The organism is Streptomyces sp. enrichment culture (assembly GCF_964273145.1).
In the GTDB taxonomy this organism is placed as follows: Bacteria; Actinomycetota; Actinomycetes; order Streptomycetales; family Streptomycetaceae; genus Streptomyces.
The window spans coordinates 597,108-613,065 of the sequence record NZ_OZ186873.1 but is presented as its reverse complement, the minus strand read 5'-3'; the positions used below and the strand labels follow the sequence as shown (position 1 = coordinate 613,065).

General features: G+C 73.3%; 16 protein-coding genes and 1 pseudogene. 10 read left to right on the top strand and 7 right to left on the bottom strand.

The features are described from left to right. Positions 1-35 precede the first annotated feature (35 nt). Entirely contained in the window at positions 36-1,538 is a 1,503-nt protein-coding gene (locus tag ACSU6Z_RS02780; protein WP_437042512.1) for an LVIVD repeat-containing protein, read from the top strand. Here the strand turns inward: ACSU6Z_RS02780 and ACSU6Z_RS02775 are convergent. From ACSU6Z_RS02775 to ACSU6Z_RS02765, 3 genes are all read right to left on the bottom strand, one after another. Further along, entirely contained in the window at positions 1,526-2,212 is a 687-nt protein-coding gene (locus tag ACSU6Z_RS02775; protein WP_437042510.1) for a TetR/AcrR family transcriptional regulator, read from the bottom strand. The two genes, ACSU6Z_RS02780 and ACSU6Z_RS02775, sit on opposite strands and share 13 nt — an antisense overlap. 42 nt (positions 2,213-2,254) lie before the next feature. Then, on the bottom strand, positions 2,255-3,034 hold the full coding sequence (locus ACSU6Z_RS02770; protein WP_437042508.1) for a phosphatase PAP2 family protein: 780 nt from the start codon (positions 3,032-3,034) through the stop codon (positions 2,255-2,257). 368 nt (positions 3,035-3,402) lie between these two features. Then, positions 3,403-3,954 carry a DUF5134 domain-containing protein gene (locus tag ACSU6Z_RS02765; protein ID WP_437042506.1) on the bottom strand — a complete coding sequence of 184 codons (552 nt, stop codon included), beginning with the start codon at positions 3,952-3,954 and terminating at the stop codon, positions 3,403-3,405. Between the two features lie 218 nt (positions 3,955-4,172). Between ACSU6Z_RS02765 and ACSU6Z_RS02760 the strand changes: the two genes are divergently transcribed. Both ACSU6Z_RS02760 and ACSU6Z_RS02755 read left to right on the top strand, forming a co-directional pair. Next, positions 4,173-5,894, top strand: coding sequence for an FUSC family protein (locus ACSU6Z_RS02760; protein ID WP_437042504.1), 1,722 nt, complete (start codon positions 4,173-4,175; stop codon positions 5,892-5,894). Continuing rightward, complete coding sequence (locus ACSU6Z_RS02755) at positions 5,891-6,448, top strand: MarR family winged helix-turn-helix transcriptional regulator (protein WP_437042502.1); 558 nt, start codon at positions 5,891-5,893, stop codon at positions 6,446-6,448. Before ACSU6Z_RS02760 ends, ACSU6Z_RS02755 begins: the two co-directional genes overlap by 4 nt. A 272-nt stretch (positions 6,449-6,720) precedes the next feature. On the opposite strand, the gene ACSU6Z_RS02750 is transcribed toward ACSU6Z_RS02755, so the two are convergent. Together ACSU6Z_RS02750 and ACSU6Z_RS02745 are read right to left on the bottom strand one after the other, a co-directional pair. Beyond that, entirely contained in the window at positions 6,721-7,482 is a 762-nt protein-coding gene (locus ACSU6Z_RS02750) for a VOC family protein (protein WP_437042500.1), read from the bottom strand. 246 nt (positions 7,483-7,728) lie between these two features. Then, on the bottom strand, positions 7,729-8,121 hold the full coding sequence (locus tag ACSU6Z_RS02745; protein WP_437042498.1) for a VOC family protein: 393 nt from the start codon (positions 8,119-8,121) through the stop codon (positions 7,729-7,731). Between the two features lie 71 nt (positions 8,122-8,192). On the opposite strand from ACSU6Z_RS02745, the pseudogene ACSU6Z_RS02740 reads away from it, so the two are divergent. Further along, positions 8,193-8,726: pseudogene (locus ACSU6Z_RS02740) on the top strand (GNAT family N-acetyltransferase); the annotation flags it as partial. Positions 8,727-8,734: 8 nt separating this feature from the next. On the opposite strand, the gene ACSU6Z_RS02735 reads toward ACSU6Z_RS02740, so the two are convergent. After that, positions 8,735-9,418, bottom strand: coding sequence for a glycerophosphodiester phosphodiesterase (locus ACSU6Z_RS02735; protein WP_437042497.1), 684 nt, complete (start codon positions 9,416-9,418; stop codon positions 8,735-8,737). Positions 9,419-9,624: 206 nt separating this feature from the next. Here ACSU6Z_RS02735 and ACSU6Z_RS02730 point away from each other — a divergent pair, with 206 nt between their 5' ends. The 4 genes from ACSU6Z_RS02730 to ACSU6Z_RS02715 all read left to right on the top strand — a co-directional run bounded on the left by ACSU6Z_RS02730 (position 9,625) and on the right by ACSU6Z_RS02715 (position 13,552). After that, complete coding sequence (locus ACSU6Z_RS02730) at positions 9,625-11,022, top strand: DUF6421 family protein (protein WP_437042495.1); 1,398 nt, start codon at positions 9,625-9,627, stop codon at positions 11,020-11,022. 38 nt (positions 11,023-11,060) lie between these two features. Further along, the gene (locus ACSU6Z_RS02725; protein ID WP_437050157.1) at positions 11,061-11,807 is read left to right on the top strand and encodes an SDR family NAD(P)-dependent oxidoreductase; all 747 of its coding nucleotides are present in this window, start codon (positions 11,061-11,063) and stop codon (positions 11,805-11,807) included. Beyond that, positions 11,804-12,874: a threonine aldolase family protein gene (locus ACSU6Z_RS02720; RefSeq protein ID WP_437042494.1), complete on the top strand. Its 1,071-nt coding sequence runs from the start codon at positions 11,804-11,806 to the stop codon at positions 12,872-12,874. Before ACSU6Z_RS02725 ends, ACSU6Z_RS02720 begins: the two co-directional genes overlap by 4 nt. An 84-nt stretch (positions 12,875-12,958) precedes the next feature. Further along, the gene (locus ACSU6Z_RS02715) at positions 12,959-13,552 is read left to right on the top strand and encodes a transglutaminase domain-containing protein (protein ID WP_437042492.1); all 594 of its coding nucleotides are present in this window, start codon (positions 12,959-12,961) and stop codon (positions 13,550-13,552) included. Between the two features lie 321 nt (positions 13,553-13,873). Here the strand turns inward: ACSU6Z_RS02715 and ACSU6Z_RS02710 are convergent, their stop codons facing one another. After that, entirely contained in the window at positions 13,874-14,602 is a 729-nt protein-coding gene (locus ACSU6Z_RS02710; protein WP_437042490.1) for a lysophospholipid acyltransferase family protein, read from the bottom strand. 291 nt (positions 14,603-14,893) lie between these two features. Between ACSU6Z_RS02710 and ACSU6Z_RS02705 the strand changes: the two genes are divergently transcribed. Next, positions 14,894-15,268, top strand: a complete 375-nt coding sequence (locus ACSU6Z_RS02705) for a TlpA family protein disulfide reductase (protein WP_437042488.1) — start codon at positions 14,894-14,896, stop codon at positions 15,266-15,268. 68 nt (positions 15,269-15,336) lie between these two features. Continuing rightward, entirely contained in the window at positions 15,337-15,846 is a 510-nt protein-coding gene (locus ACSU6Z_RS02700; protein ID WP_437042485.1) for a flavin reductase family protein, read from the top strand. Positions 15,847-15,958: the final 112 nt, after the last annotated feature.

Genomic DNA, 15,958 nt, shown 5'->3' with positions numbered 1-15,958 from the left:
ACCGTTCCCACACGAACGGATGTAGGGAGAAAGCAGTGATCCTGTTGTACGAACTCCGAACCCGGCGCAGACGCCTGGGTGCTGCGACCGTCGCCGCCGGACTCCTGTCCGCGCTGCTCACGGCCGGTCCGGCCGCCGCGACCCCCGACCCCGGGGACGCCCCGGCCAAGCCCAAGGAAGTGTCGAAGAGCGCCCGGGCCGAGGCTCGTGAGGCCATCGCGAGCGGCGAGATACCCGGCCGGGACGAGATCGTCCACTCGGCCAACATCGAACATGTGGCGAACATCCCCAAGGACGCCCTACAGGGCACCAACTCGGACCTCGCCTTCCAGGGGAAGTACGCCTTCGCCGGCAACTACGACGGCTTCCGCATCTTCGACATCAGCAACCCGAAGTCCCCGAAGACGGTCGCCCAGGTCCTGTGCCCGGGCTCGCAGAACGACGTCTCCGTCTCCGGCGACCTGCTGTTCCTGTCGACCGACTCCTCGCGCAGCGACAGCAGTTGCAACAGCACCACGCAGCCCGCGACCGAGAAGTCCTCCTGGGAGGGCATGAAGGTCTTCGACATCAGCGACAAGCGCAACCCGAAGTACGTCGCCGCCGTCGAGACCGCCTGCGGCTCGCACACCCACACGCTGGTGCCCGAACGCCGCGACGTCTACATCTACGTCTCCTCGTACGCGCCGAGTGCCTCGTACCCCGACTGCCTGCCGCCGCACGACGGCATCTCGGTCATCAAGGTGCCGCGCAGCGCCCCCGAGAAGGCGGCGGTCGTCGACTTCCCCGTGCTCTTCCCGGGGGAGGGACCGGACGGCGGCGGCAACCCGGGCGCGCCCACCAACCCCGGCGTCTCCAAGACCACCGGCTGCCACGACCTCACGGTGCTGCCCTCGGAGGACCTGGCCGCGGGCGCCTGCATGGGCGACGGCATCCTGTTCTCCATCAAGGACCCCGAGCACCCGAAGGTGATCGACCGGGTCCAGGACAACGCGAACTTCTCGTTCTGGCACTCGGCGACCTTCAACCAGTACGCGGACAAGGTCGTGTTCACCGACGAGCTGGGCGGCGGCGGCGCGCCCACCTGCAACGCGGAGATCGGGCCGAACCGCGGCGCGGACGGCATCTACGACATCGTCGGCAAGGGCGAGAAGCGCAAGCTCGTCTTCCGCAGCTACTTCAAGATCTCGCGGCACCAGGCGGACACCGAGAACTGCGTGGCCCACAACGGCTCGCTGATCCCGGTCAAGGGCAAGGACCTCATGGTCCAGGCCTGGTACCAGGGCGGCGTCTCCGTCTGGGACTTCACCGACTCCACCCGCCCGAAGGAGATCGCCTACTTCGAGCGCGGCCCGCTGTCCACCGACAACCTGGCCGTCGGCGGTTCCTGGTCGGCCTACTACTACAACGGGTACATCTACTCGAACGACATGGCCAAGGGCTTCGACGTCCTGAGGCTCGACGACCGGCGCACCGACCCGGCCAAGCGGGTCCACCTGCGCGAACTGAACGTCCAGACGCAGCCGGACTACTTCGGCTGACCGGACGGCCGGGACTTCGGTGCCGAGCCGGTCGAGAAGAACCGCGACAGATCCGCGTCGCACGTCCCGCCGGGGGCCTGGGCCTCCGGCGGGACACCCATCTCCCAGTCGAGCCGGTACCGCTTGAACAACTCGGCCCGCAGCACCGGCACCGGCATCGGCGCGCCCGGCATCAGCGCGGCGTACACCGCGCCCATCAGCAGCGCGCGCAGCATCGGGTAGTCGCTGTCGACATCCCGGGAGCCGCGCCGGGCGACGGTGTCCCGCAACAGCTCGGCCAGGCGCCGCTGCTCCGGGCACGGCACGAAACCCTCGTCCTGCAGCAGACCGGCCATGTGCTGGCGCATCAGCACCGGCCGGTCGCGGGCCAGTCCCAGGATCGCGTCGATGGCCCGCGCCATCCGCTCCCGCCCGTCCCCGGTGCGCGGTTCACGCTCCAGCGCCTCCTCCAGCGTGCGGTGCATCAGCCGGTGCACGGCGGACTGGACCAGCTGGCGCTTGCCGGGGAAGTAGTACGACACCAGTCCGCGCGCGGAGCCCGCCCGGTCGGCGATGTCGCCGAGGGTGGTCGCCTCGTAGCCGCGCTCGCCGACCAGTTCCACCGCGGCCTGCAGGAGCCGCTCCTTCGAACGCCGCCGCAGCTCTTCGTTGACCGAGGCGCTGCGCGGAGACATGTGGAAAAACTCCTATGTTGACTGGCTGCCAGCCAACTATACTCAACGCATCCGGCCGGGCCCCTCGCGGCTCCGGCCGCAGTCGCCGTCCGCCTCGGGCGACGCGGGGGATCGCCCGAGGCGGAACGGCCGGCCTGCGGGGCGGTGGCGGTCGCCGCGCCCGTGCCGGTGCACCGCGATGGCGGCCGCCACCACCAGGGCGCCCAGCAGCCAGCCGCCGACCACGTCGGAGGCCCAGTGGACGCCCAGCCACACCCGGGTCAGGCCGACGCCGGCCACGGAGACCACGGCCGCGGCCAGCGCGGCCAGGCGCAGGGCGCCGGTGGCGCCGTGGCGGTGGAGCAGCCACAGCAGCAGACCGCACACGACCGTCGCCGTCATGGCGTGGCCCGAGGGGAAGGCGGCGTAGTGGGCGCTGTCCACGGGGTCGGGCCAGACCGGCCGGGAGCGGCCCACCGCGGCCTTCAGCGCCTGTTGCAGCAGGGTGCCCAGCGCGCACGTCACCGCGAGCCAGCCGGCGGTCCACCAGGCCGCGCGCCGCCACCCGAGCCACAGGACGGCAGCCGCGCACAGCAGCCGCATCGTCCACGGGTCCCAGACCCAGTCCGTCAGGATGCGGAAGACCTGGGTGAGGCCGTCCTCCGCGACCGCCCACCGGTGGGTGGCGCGGGCGATGCCTCCGTCCAGGGCGATCAGGGGGTGCCACTCGGTCGCGACGAGGAGGAGCAGCAGCGCGAAGCACGCCGCGAGGGTCCAGGAGGCGCGGACGGCGGTACGGGTCCGGGGCGGGCGGGGCGGAGAGCCGACGGGTGAGGTCTGCATGGAGCGATCCTCGCCGACGGACGGCCCCGCAAACCACTTCCGCGGGCCGCGGGCCGAGTGGAGCGGAGCGGCGGCCCGGTCACCCCGGCCGCCCGCGGACCCGCTGCGAACGCCACCGGCGCCGGCGGTGTCGGCGCCGGGGCCGCCGCCGACGGCGGCCGGGCGGGGCGAGCGGCCGGGAAGCGGCGACGGCGGTCAGGGCACCGGGCGGCGGCAGGACCGCGAGGAGGGCCAGGGAGGGGAGCCCGCGAACGCCGCGCCGCCAGGGGGACGGCCCGCCGGGGCGAAGTGGCGCGGGCGACGGATTCCGCGGGCGGGCGCGCGGGCGCAATCCTGCGCCGGCGCCGGCGTCATCGGCGTCCGTGCCGTCACAGCGTCAGCAGCATGGCCAGCATCGCGATCCCCATGGAAAGGCGGCACGCCCGCGCCAACTCCGGCAGGTCGGCCCACCCGGCGGCCGGTCCGGCCGCCGTGACGGTGACGGCCGGCACCAGGCGGACGCCGGTCAGCAGCACGTACCCGGCGAAGTAGAGCAGCAGCGCCCCGGTCAGCGGCGGCACGCCGGCGCCGCCGTGCCCGTGCGCGTGGCCGGGGGAGCCGGCCATCGCGAGGGCCATGTAGACCATCGCGCCCGCGCCCACCAGGTGGTGCAGATGGTGCGGGCTGCCCCGGGCCGCCCACAGTGCGTGCAGCCCGACCGCGCCGAACACGACCGCGTAGACGGCCCAGGCCCACGGGGGAGGGGTGAACACCGCGGCCGGTAGGGCCATCGCGGCCATGCCGAAGCCCATGACCGCCTCGCCGCCCGCGGCGCGGCGGTCACGGGCTTCGGCGCTGCCGCGCAACCGCAGCAGGCAGTAAGCGCCGGCCGCCGCGCACAGCGCTACCAGCAGCCAGCCGGACGACGCCGGTCCGTGCACGCGCACCTCCCGCTCGCCGTTCGGCCGGCCGCCGTTCGCCCGGCGGCCGGCCTTCGAACACCGGCCTTCGAAGGTCGCTCGCCGAAGGCCGTCCTCGTGGATCGGTCAAGGAATGCCCGGGTGACGCGGCGCGTACGCGAGCGCATGGGGGTACGCGGGGAGCGGGCGAGGGCACGCGACATTTATTTCACTGGTAAAATACCTGTTAAGATATTTCCATGAGCAGTGCGACCCCCACCTCCGCGACCCCGCCAGGCCGCCGGCGTCTGCCGCTGGCCGGCGCGTTGCGTCCCGGACGCCCCTCCGACATCTGGTTCAAGCCCGCCCTGAGCGTGGTCGCCGCCGTCGCCCCGCCCAACCTGATCCTGCTGGCGCTTGGCCGGCTCGACCTGGCGATGTACACCATGGCCGGATCCCTGTGCGCCCTGTACGCCCACAACCGCCCCTACGCCGTCCGCGCCCGGGTCCTGGCCTGGGTGGTGCTCGGCATGCTCGGCGGTGTCGGCGTCGCCCTGGTCACCGCCTCGCTCACCCACGACGCCGTCGTGCTGGTCGCCGTCGGCGCCCTGCTGGCCGCCGCGCAGAAGGTCCTGTGCGACGCCACCCGCGTCGGCCCGCCCGGCAACGTCGTCCTCACCTTCATCAGCTCCGCCTCCCTCTTCGCGCCGCAGACCCTCGACCAGGTGCCCGGGCACCTGGCGCTGGCCGCGGCGGCGGGCGCCTGGGCCTGGCTCGTCGGCATGGCACCCGCGCTGCTGCGCCCCACCGGCCCGGAGCGCCGCGCCACCGCCCACGCCCTGAACGCCGTAGCCGCGTACGCCCGAACGCGCGGCGCCGACGACGGTCACGCCCGCGCCGCGCGCGCCGCCGGCTACGCCGCCGTACAGGCCGCCTGGCAGGCGCTGCTGCCGCTGCCGGCGAGCGGCGCCCGCGCCGCGACCCGGCAGGCCCTGGAGCGGCTGGTCGTCCGCGCCGAGGCCGCCCTCGCCGCGCCCACCGACACGGATCCCGAGCAACTGCGAGCCTGGGCGCGCGCCCTGCGCGGCACCGGAGGCGTTCCCCGGCCCGGGGACCCGCGCACCGGCGACTCCCCGGCGGCCGCCGACGAACTCCTCGGCGTGCGGGCGGAGCGCGACGCCCGGCCCGTGCCGCTGTGGCAGCGGTCGGCCCCGCTGGTCCCCATCGGCGTGCGCACCGTCCTCGGCTGCGCCCTGGCCGGGTACGCCTCGCTCGTCCTCGGCATCGGCCGCCCCTACTGGGCCCTGGTCACCGCCGCCGCGCTCTACCAGGCCAACCTCACCCTCACCTGGAACCGGGTCGTCCAGCGCGTCGTCGGCAACCTGGCCGGAGTCCTCGTCTTCGCCGCCGTGGCCCCGCTGGCCCACCTCGGCCAGGTCGCGCTGATCCTGTTCTGCCTGCTGTTCGCCTTCGGGGCCGAGGCTCTCATCAGCCGCAACTACTGGCTCGGCACGATCTGCGTGACCCCGATGGCGCTGCTCATCACCGAGTTCACCGGCTACCAGGAGCCCGGCGTGCTGATCGTCGAGCGGGTCGTGGACACCCTCGTCGGCGCCCTGGTCGGTTTCGCCGCCGCCGTCGTCGTCACCGACCGGCGCGCGGGCGACCGGGTCGAACAGGCGCTGACCGCCGTGGACCGCGCCCGTGAGCGCGCCGCCCGCCTGCTGGCCGAACCCCGCCCGGCCCCCGCCGCCCTGGACGCCGCGCACCGCGCTCTGGCCGCCGCGCTGGTCGAACTGCGGGCCACCGCCGACGCCGCGGCCGGCGAGTGGTGGCGGCGCGCGCTGCCCCAGGAGAGGGTGGTGCGCGCGGAGCAGGCCGGACACCGTACGCTCGCCGCAATGGTCCACCGCCGGACCGGCCCGGGGGCGGGGCGGCCGGACCAGGACGTGGGCACGAGAACGGAGGACGTACGGCCATGACGGCAAACGGAGGGCACTCGGCGAGTGGGGGCGTGGGGGCGGACGGGGCCGGAGGGGACACCGTGGCCGCGGTCGTCCGGCAGTGGCAGGCCGTGCACCCCGGCCTCGACACCGGCCCCATGGAGATCATCGGCCGTATCAACCGCTGTGCCGCCCTCCTGCAGCAGGCCGAGGACGCCCCGCTGCGCCGGGCGGGCCTGAGCCGCCCCGAGTTCGACCTGCTGGGCGCCCTGCGCCGCACCGGCCACGAACTGACCCCAGGGGAGCTGGCCCGCGAGACCTTCTCCTCGGGCGCCGCCGTCACCAAGCGGCTCAAGCAGCTCACCGAACGCGGCCTGGTCGAGCGGCGCGGCGACACCCGCGACCGCCGCGTCGCCCACGTCCGCCTCACCGACGCGGGCCGCGACCTGGTCGACGGCATCCTGCCCGAACAGCTCGCCTACGAGACCGCCGTGCTGTCCGGCCTGGAGGAGGAGCGGCGGGGCGACCTGGCCGCGCTGCTCGGGGAGCTGCTGGGCCGGCTGGAGGGCCGCCTGGGCGCGCTGCGGGCGTGACGCGCGGGCCGCGGCACCGGTGCCCGGTCCACGTCGCGCACCGTGCGGGGGTGGGGCGGTCGCCGCGGACGCTCCCGGCGCCGATCACCGCGTCCGCGCGGGGACCGTCCCGCCCTCCGGGGCGGGCGGCCGCCCCGGACCCGTCCCGCCGGCGCTCGCCGGTGGTTTTCCCGGTCGCCGGCGGCGCCCGGGGACACCGTCCCGGCCGGCGGCCACCGCACGCGCTCCCGGGCCGCCCGTACCCGGGCGGACACCGCCGGGCCGGCGGCCCCTCAGCCCCCCGGCGCCCGGTACACCCCGAACATCGCCCCCTGCGGATCGCGCAGCACCGCGATGCGCGGCCCCTCGGGGAGCGAGGTCGGCATCATGAGGACGGTGCCGGAGCCGCTCGTCGCGTCGGCCGCGGCCCGGTCCACGTCGGCCACCGCGAAGTACGGCAGCCAGTGCGCCGGCACCTCGTGCGGGAACTTGTCGTCCATCGGCACCATGCCGCCGAACTCCGCGCCGCCGACGCTCCACCGCGGGTAGCGCTCCGTGCCGCCGGCGCTCCAGCCGAAGACCGCGGTGTAGAAGTCCCGGGCCCGGTCGGGCCTGCGGGTCAGCAGCTCCACCCAGCCCAGCGCGCCGGGGGCGTCGAACAGCCCGGCGCCCGGGAAGGCACGGGCCTGCCACAGCTGGAACACCGCCTCGTCCGGATCCGCGGCCACCGCGAAGCGGCCCGCGTCGAACACGTCCTCGGGGCCCAGCAGGACCGTCCCGCCGGCCTCCGCCACCCGCCGCGCGGCGGCGTCCGCGTCCCGCACGGCGAACGAGACGTTCCACGCCACCGGCTGCGCCGGCTGGTACAGCGGGGACAGCCCGGCCACCGCCGCGTCCCCCAGGCGCGCGATCGCGTAACCGCCCGTCTGCAGACGGGCGGCGGTCCGCGGACGCCAGCCGAACAGCTTCGTGTAGAACCGCTTGGCCGCCTCCACGTCGCTGGTCCCCAGCTCGGCCCAGCAGGGTCCGCCGATCACCGGTTCGTCGGGCTTCATGCGCCGGGTGCTCCTTCCGCAGTCCTGGCCGGGGCCCCTCCAGCACGCTAAGTCCCCGCCCGGCCCGCGGCCATCCGGCACGCGGACACCGCCGGTACGGGCCGCCCCGCCCGTCGTACGCCCGCACCGCACGGCATGGCGGCCTTCCGCTCCTTCACCCCGCCCGGACGGCCCTTCGCCGTCCGCGCCCACGGCGTGTCCCTTCCACCGCGACCCCCGCGGCCGGCGGCACCGCCCCCGGTGGGTTCAGATCCCCGGCCGGTACCGCAGCGGATGGTCCGCCGGCACCTCCACCAGCACGATCGGGGTGCCGTCCGGGTCGGCGATCCACATCTCCACCAGCCCCCACGCTTCCCTGACCGGCGGCCGGGTGATCGCGACGCCCTTCTCCCGCAGCTCCTCGTGGGCCGCGGTGACGTCTTCGACCTGGAGCCACAGCCGCACGGCCGGGGACGGCGGGGTGTCCGACCGGCCGGAGAGCTCCAGGAAGCCGCCGCCGAGGAAGTAGACCGTGCCGCGCTCCGGCCCCGTACCGAACTCGCGGTAGACGGCGAGGCCCAGCTGCTCGCCGTAGAAGGCGCGGGAGCGTTCGGGGTCGGTGGGGCGGATCAGGACTCTGCTGCCGAGTACGTGGACCATGCATCCGGAGCCTAGCGGCAGCGTTACCCTCATCCGTGCCCACGCCGCGCCCGAGAACGGGAGACACGACCATGGACACCGCCGAGACCCGACTGACCTTCCGCGACGCCACCGACGCCGACGTGGACGAACTCGTCGCGCTGATCGAGTCGGCGTACCGCGGGGAGTCCAGCCGGGCCGGGTGGACCACCGAGGCGGACCTCCTCCACGGACGGCGGACCGACCCGGAGGGGGTGCTGGAGGTGATCGAGTCGCCCGGCAGCCGGCTGCTGACGGTCGAGCGGGACGGGCGGATCGTCGCCTGCTGCCAGCTCGAACACCGGGGCTCGTACGCCTACTTCGGGATGTTCGCCGTCAACCCGGTGCTCCAGGGCGCGGGGCTGGGCAAGACGGTCATCGCCGAGGCCGAGCGGCAGGCCCGCCGGACCTGGGGCGTGACGGAGATGCGCATGACCGTGATCTCCGTCCGCGAGGACCTCATCGCCTGGTACGAGCGCCGCGGCTACCGCCGTACGGGACGGACGGTCCCGTTCCCGTACGGCGACGAGCGCTTCGGCATCCCGCAGCGCGACGACCTCCGGTTCGAGCTGCTGGTCAAGCCGCTGTGTGATCCTCACGCGGTGAAGCGGGCGGCGCGCTTGATCTCCGGGTGGTCGGTGGTCGCGCCGTCCAGGTCCAGGGCCCGCACGAGGCGCAGGTGGTCCTGGGTGTTCACCACCCAGGCGAAGACCCGCAGCCCCGCCTCGCGCGCCAGTCGCACGATCTCCAGAGTGATCCGGTTGACGTCCAGGCAGAGGGCCGCCGCCCCGGCCCCGACGGCGCGGTCCACGACCTCGGGGCCGTAGTACTGGGCCACCAGCGCGGTGCGTGCCCCCGGCACCAGACGGGAGACCTCCGCGATCGCCTCGGCGTGGAAGGAGATCACCTCCACCCGGTCGGCCAGGTCGCGCCGGCGCATCACCTCGGCCAGCGTCCGGGCCGCCGCCGCGTCCTTGATCTCGGCCTGGAGCGGCACCGACACGGCGTCCAGCACCTCCTCGAAGACCGGGACCCGCTCGCCGTGGCCCGCGTCCAGGGCGCGCAGCTCGGCGAGGGTCTTGCCGGCGATCGGCCCGGTGCCGTCGGTCGTCCGGTCCACGTCCGCGTCGTGCATGACGACCAGGGCGCCGTCCTTGCTCAGGTGCAGGTCGAGTTCGACGGCGTCGAGGCCGGCCTGCTCGGCGGCGACGAAGGAACGCAGCGTGTTCTCCGGCTCGACGCCCATGATTCCGCGGTGACCGATGGTGAGAAAGTTCAAGGTCCGACTCGCTTCCGTCGACTGCGGCGGGCAGAGCCGCAGCGTAACGCCGACCCGGTCCATGTCCCTCCTCCGTTGTGCCTGACGGGAAAACATGCGGTGAAGGCGGGGGTGGAGCAGGATATTTTCCCGAGAAGACCCTTGCTGGGAGAAAGCGGCAATGCATACGGTGTCCTGACGCGAGGTTCTCCTGTGGAGGATGGGACATGACGGAAATTCTTGTGCGGGTGGGTGCGGAGGAGAAGGTTCTTCCGGATGCCAGGGTGGTGGAGCACCCGGCGTGGCCCGTGCTCAAGGATGCCGTGGAGCGGATCCGGCCCTGGCAGTCCAAGGACGGATCGATCGACTTCGACGCCGAGGGCGCCCCGCGGCGTGCCGAGGCCGAGGACGCCGTGCGCCGCGTCGCCGCCGCCGTCGAGGAGCTGTCCCCCCTGCTCCCGCACGACCGCGCCTACCACGAGGCCCTCGTGAGGGACCTGCGCCGCTGGGCCGAGGGCGGTTTCCGGGTTCCCGACTTCCTGGACTCGCTGCTGGCCTTCCAGCCGGCCGCCGACCGCCGGGACGGCCTCCAGCACCTGGTCGTCTTCCCGATGTACACCCAGAACGGCAACCCGGACCGCAATCTGGAGGCGGTCGTGCTGCGCATGGTGTGGCCGCAGTGGCTGGCCGAGCTGGAGCGCACCCGCTACGACAACCCGCTGTTCTGCGGCATCACCTTCGAGGACTTCACGGCCGGGTACGACACCAACTCCGCCGTCCTCTTCCCCGAGACCATCGCCGTGCGCGAGGCTCCCGAGCGCTTCACCTGGGGCGGCATCTTCTGCGACCGCGAGGCCGCCCGCTTCCGCCGGGTCACCGAGGCGGCCGTCGACATCCTGGGTCTCGAACTGCCCGAGGACGTCGCCGCCATGGTCCACGACCAGAAGCGCTGCGAGGAGGCGTTCGTGCTGTGGGACATGATCCACGACCGCACCCACAGCCACGGCGACCTGCCGTTCGACCCGTTCATGATCAAACAGCGCCAGCCGTTCTGGATGTACGGCCTGGAGGAGCTGCGCTGCGACCTCACCGCCTTCAAGGAGGCCGTGCAATTGGCGGACGAGGGCGTCCCGCAGGCCCGCGACGTGCAGTACGCGGTGCTGTTCGACCGCATGTTCCGCTTCCCGGTCACCGGCGAGCGCGTGCGCAACTACGACGGCCTCGGCGGCCAGCTCCTCTTCGCCTACCTGCACAAGCACGACGTCGTGCGCTGGACCGACAACAAGCTCTCGATCGACTGGGAGCGCGCCCCGCAGGTCACCAACCGGCTGTGCGCCGAGATCGAGAAGCTGTACCGCGACGGCATCGACCGGCCCAAGCTGGTCCACTGGTTCGCCGGGTACGAGCTGGTCTCCGCCTACCTCGCCCCGCACCCGGCCTCCAAGTGGGCCAAGGGCCCCGACGCCCTCGACCTGACCCAGCCGCCGCGCAGGCTCGTGGACGACGTGCTCCCGGACGAGTTTCCGCTGAGCATGTTCTACGAGGCACTGCGGAAGAAACTGAAGAGTGTGATCGCCTCCACCAAGGGCATCACGGCGGACGGCGCCGAGCGGATCGCCGCGTGAGCGACCGCACGGAAGACAAGGCTCGGGAGGCGAGGACCATGGGGAACGGGGCGCTCGAGGGCGCGGTGATCGCGGTGGCCGGTGCGGGCGGACCCGCCGGACGGGCCGCGCTGCTCAGGCTCGCGGAGGCGGGAGCGACCGTCGTCGGCTCGGACAACGACCCGCAGCGGCTGGCCGAGGCCGTGGACGCGGCGCGCTACGCGCACGGCGGCGCCACGGTCACCGGCGAGACGGTCGACCTGCTCGACGCGGACGCCGCCAAGGACTGGGCCGCCCGCATCGAGAAGGAGTACGGCCGGGTCGACGGCCTGGTCCACCTCGTCGGGGGCTGGCGCGGCAGCCAGACCTTCACCAAGACCGACCTCGGCGACTGGGACCTGCTGGAGAAGCTGCTGGTCCGCACCGTCCAGCACACCTCCCTCGCCTTCCACGAGCCGCTCCAGCGCAGCGACCGCGGCCGGTACGTCCTGATCAGCGCGGCGGGTGCGAGCAAGCCCACCGCGGGCAACGCCGCGTACGCGGCCGCCAAGGCCGCCGCCGAGGCGTGGACGCTCGCCCTGGCCGACTACTTCCGCAAGGCGGGGGGCGAGCGGGGGCCGACCTCCGCGGCTGCGATCCTGGTGGTGAAGGCGCTGGTGCACGACGCGATGCGCGCCGAACGCCCCAACGCGAAGTTCGCGGGCTTCACGGACGTGGCGGACCTGGCCGAGGCCGTCGCCGGAGTCTGGGAGAAGCCCGCCGCGGAAGTGAACGGAAACCGTCTGTGGCTGACCGAGAAGCCGTGAACCCCCCCAAGACCGACGCGCGCCGCCACCACGACCCGCGGGAACGGGGATTCGCCAGCGACAACTACGCCGGCGCCCACCCGGAGGTGCTCGCCGCCCTGGCCCTGGCCAACGGCGGGCACCAGACCGCCTACGGCGAGGACGCGTACACGGAGAACCTCCAGCGCGTCGTCCGCGGGCACTTCGGGGCGACGGCGGAAGCCTTCCCGGTCTTCAACGGCACCGGAGCCAACGTCGTCGCGCTCCAGGCGGTCACCGACCGCTGGGGCGCGGTGATCTGCGCCGAGAGCGCGCACATCAACGTCGACGAGTGCGGGGCGCCCGAGCGGGTCGGCGGCCTGAAGCTGCTCACCGTCCCCACCCCCGACGGCAAGCTCACCCCCGAGCTGATCGACCGCCAGGCGTACGGCTGGGACGACGAGCACCGTGCCATGCCGCAGGTCGTCTCGATCACCCAGAGCACCGAACTCGGCACCCTCTACACCCCCGACGAGATCCGGGCCATCTGCGAGCACGCCCACGCGCACGGCATGAAGGTCCACCTCGACGGCTCCCGGATAGCCAACGCCGCCGCCTCCCTGGACGTGCCGATGCGCGCGTTCACCAACGCGGCCGGCGTCGACATCCTCTCCCTGGGCGGGACCAAGAACGGTGCCCTGTTCGGCGAGGCGGTCGTCGTCGTCAACCCCGACGCCGTCCGCCACATGAAGCACCTGCGCAAGCTGTCCATGCAGCTCGCCTCCAAGATGCGCTTCGTTTCGGTGCAGTTGGAGGCCCTGCTCGCCAAGGACCTGTGGCTGCGCAACGCCCGCCACGCCAACGAGATGGCCCAGCGCCTCGCCGAGGGCGTCCGCGCGGTGCACGGGGTGGAGATCCTCTACCCCGTGCAGGCCAACGCGGTCTTCGCCCGGCTGCCCCGCGAGGTGAGCGAGCGGCTCCAGAAGCGGTTCCGCTTCTACTTCTGGGACGAGGCCGCGGGCGACGTGCGCTGGATGTGCGCCTTCGACACCACCGAGGAGGACGTGGACGCGTTCGTGGCGGCCCTCAAGGAGGAGATGGCCCGCTGAGGCAACCCCCGAGCGGTGCATGGATATGCGATCAACTGAAAAGTCATTGACTCGTGGGTGATCGCATTCCTATGCTCCGCAAGCATGGAGCTGATCCAGCAAAACTCTGATCTTTCCGCTTACTTGGCCGACGACGACGTCGTCGATCATGGTCACCCGGTCGTACGGGAGAGGGCCGCGCGTCTCGCCAGGGAAGCGGAGGATTCGTATGAGTATGCGCGGCTGGCGTTCGAGTACGTCCGCGACGCAATCCCGCACTCACAGGACGTCGCGGACCCGCGCGTCACCTGGCGGGCCTCCGACGTCCTGGCGCAGGGCACCGGGATCTGCCACGCCAAGGCCCACGCGCTGGCCGCGCTGCTGCGGGCCGAGGACATCCCCGCCGCACTGTGCTACCAGCGGCTGCTGCACGACGGAGGCGACGGGTACGTGGTGCACGGGCTGGTCGCGGTCCGCTTCGACGGCGCCTGGCACCGGCAGGACCCGCGCGGCAACAAGCCCGGCGTGGACGCCGGGTTCTCGCTGGAGGGGGAGCGGCTGGCCTGGACCCCCGACCCGGAGCGCGGTGAGGCGGACTACCCGGTGCTGTACGCCGAGCCGCATCCGGCCGTGCTGGACGCCCTGAAGGCGGCGCCCGACCGGCCGCACCTCTGGCGGACGCTGCCGACCGCGCTCTGAGGCGGGGCCGGCCACGACCCGCACGCCCGCCACTTCCCGGTCCGGGGCGGGAAATGGCGGGACCGGGCCGCCGGCGACGAGGACTCCGGCACCGCCGTCGCAGCCGGCGGCGGGAACCGCGCACCCGGTTCGCCGAGGGGGCGGGGCCTTCGGCGCCTTCCCGTCAAAGGGCCGGGCGCCGCTGCCGGCCACCGGGGCGGAGGCCGGACCCGCCGGGCTGCCGCAGGGGCCAGGCCCCGGAACGCACGTCACCGCCCGCGCCGCCGGACCGGCACGGACCCCGTCCCGGACGGCCATCCGTCCGGCGGGCGGGGGCACCGCTCAGCGCGCCTCCGCCGCGCGGACCTGCTCCGCCGTCGGGGCCGTGCCGCCGAGGTGGGCCGGCATCCACCAGGTGTCGTCCGATTCCTTGGGGCGCACGGGATAGGCGCGCTGCGCGGCCTCCAGCAGCTCCTGCACGCGCTCGCGCAGCCGGCGCGTGAGGGCGCCCGCGTACTGCTCGCGGGAGGCGTCGATCGCCTCGCCGACCCGGATGGTGATCGGGATGTGGCTGCGCTTGAAATTGCGCGGATGGCCCTTGGTCCACAGCCGCTGCGTGCCCCACACCGCCATCGGGATCAGCGGAACGCCCGCCTCCTGGGCCAGGCGCGCGGCACCCGACTTGAAGCTCTTCAGCGTGAACGACTCCGAGATGGTGGCCTCCGGGAAGACCCCGATGATTTCCCCCGACCGCAGCGAGTCCAGGGCGTGCGCGTAGGCCGCCTCGCCCTGCTTGCGGTCGACCGGGATGTGCTTCATCCCGCGCATCAGGGGACCGGAGATCCGGTGCCGGAAGACGGACTCCTTCGCCATGAAACGCACGAGCCGCTTCTGCGGCAGCGCCGCCAGTCCGTTGAAGACGAAGTCCAGATAGCTGATGTGATTGCTCACCAGCACCGCGCCGCCCGAGCGCGGGATGTTCTCCGATCCCCGGCAGTCGATCTTGAGGTCCCACACCTTGAACATGGCGCGGGCGAGACCGATGACCGGGCGGTAGACGAGTTCTGCCATGGGCCGGACGGACCCTTCCTGCTCTGCCTGGGAAGGGACTCCCAGTGGAAAGCTACGCGGCCGTAGGTTTTACGGCACGTCGCAGATGGTGCCCCAAGAACGGCCCGCGAACCAGTCCTGGTGCCCGGTGGCGGCGTAATTCTCGTCACGTCCTGCCTTTGACCGGCTCTTTGCCGAAGGGTTACCGAGCGTGCAGCCCCCGCCCCTCGGTGGTTCCCCCGCACCGGCATCCGGAAGAATCGAGCATTCCGCGGCGGGCACCCGGGAAAGCGCGGGAATCTTTGCGGCCCCGTGAACGCTTCACCCGGGGACGGATCGGAGACGAGGGGGAGAGGACGCGTGCGCGAACGGGACGACGGCGTGCGGCTCGACGCCGCCGCACTGGGCACCGGTCTCGGTGAACGCGCCACCCTCGTACACTTCTCCAGCGCCTTCTGCGCGCCCTGCCGGGCCACCCGGCGGGTCCTCGGCGAGGTGGCCCGCATGGTGCCGGGCGTCACCCACGTCGAGATCGACGCCGAGTCCCGTCTCGGGCTCGTCCGTGCCCTGGGCATCCTCAAGACCCCGACGGTGCTCGTCCTGGACGCGGACGGCCGCGTCGTACGGCGCGCCACCGGCCGGCCGCGCACCGCGGACGTGATCGCCGCCCTGGGGGAGGCGGTGTGACGCCCGCCCCGCCGGACCAGCCGTTCCCGCGCCTCGCGCGGCAGGACAACCCGCACAAGGAACATTCCATGACGACCACGCCCGCCCCGGGCATATCCCGGCCGGCCGCCGACGACCTGTTCCGCTCCGTCTTCCGGCGCCACGCGGCGGGAGTCGCCGTGATCACCGCCCGCGGTGGCAACGGCCCGGCCGGATTCACCGCCACCTCCCTCGCCTCGGTCTCCGCGGATCCCCCGATGCTCTCCTTCGGGGTCGGCACCGGCTCCTCCAGCTGGCCCGCCGTCGCCATCGCCGGCCACGTCGGGGTGCACATACTCGGCGAGCACCAGCGGGAGCTCGCCGCCACCTTCGCCCGCAGGGGCGCCGACCGCTTCGGCCCGCCCACGGCCTGGCGCGAGGGCCCCGAGGGCGTGCCCGTCCTCGACGGCGTCCTCGCCTGGCTGGTGGGCCGCGTCGTCGCCCGCGTCCCGGCCGGGGACCACCGCGTCGTGCTGGCCGAGGTCGTGCACGGCGACTTCGCCGGCTCCGGCCGGCCCCTCCTCTACCACCAGGGGCGCTTCACCGGACTGCGCGACTGACCCGGCGCCGCGGGCCCTTCTGTGAAACCGTCGGGTTCCGGTTACGCTGCGTTGCGAAGGTCACAGTTCAAAGCGCTTGCTTAGCGGGGATGGACTGGATGTACTGACGAGT

Coding starts and splice junctions, on each gene's coding strand:
- ACSU6Z_RS02775 (WP_437042510.1), bottom strand. CDS start 2,212: ATGTCTCCGCGCAGCGCCTCGGTCAACGAAGAGCTGCGGCGGCGTTCG.
- ACSU6Z_RS02770 (WP_437042508.1), bottom strand. CDS start 3,034: ATGCAGACCTCACCCGTCGGCTCTCCGCCCCGCCCGCCCCGGACCCGT.
- ACSU6Z_RS02760 (WP_437042504.1), top strand. CDS start 4,173: ATGAGCAGTGCGACCCCCACCTCCGCGACCCCGCCAGGCCGCCGGCGT.
- ACSU6Z_RS02755 (WP_437042502.1), top strand. CDS start 5,891: ATGACGGCAAACGGAGGGCACTCGGCGAGTGGGGGCGTGGGGGCGGAC.
- ACSU6Z_RS02750 (WP_437042500.1), bottom strand. CDS start 7,482: ATGAAGCCCGACGAACCGGTGATCGGCGGACCCTGCTGGGCCGAGCTG.
- ACSU6Z_RS02745 (WP_437042498.1), bottom strand. CDS start 8,121: ATGGTCCACGTACTCGGCAGCAGAGTCCTGATCCGCCCCACCGACCCC.
- ACSU6Z_RS02730 (WP_437042495.1), top strand. CDS start 9,625: ATGACGGAAATTCTTGTGCGGGTGGGTGCGGAGGAGAAGGTTCTTCCG.
- ACSU6Z_RS02725 (WP_437050157.1), top strand. CDS start 11,061: ATGGGGAACGGGGCGCTCGAGGGCGCGGTGATCGCGGTGGCCGGTGCG.
- ACSU6Z_RS02715 (WP_437042492.1), top strand. CDS start 12,959: ATGGAGCTGATCCAGCAAAACTCTGATCTTTCCGCTTACTTGGCCGAC.
- ACSU6Z_RS02710 (WP_437042490.1), bottom strand. CDS start 14,602: ATGGCAGAACTCGTCTACCGCCCGGTCATCGGTCTCGCCCGCGCCATG.
- ACSU6Z_RS02700 (WP_437042485.1), top strand. CDS start 15,337: ATGACGACCACGCCCGCCCCGGGCATATCCCGGCCGGCCGCCGACGAC.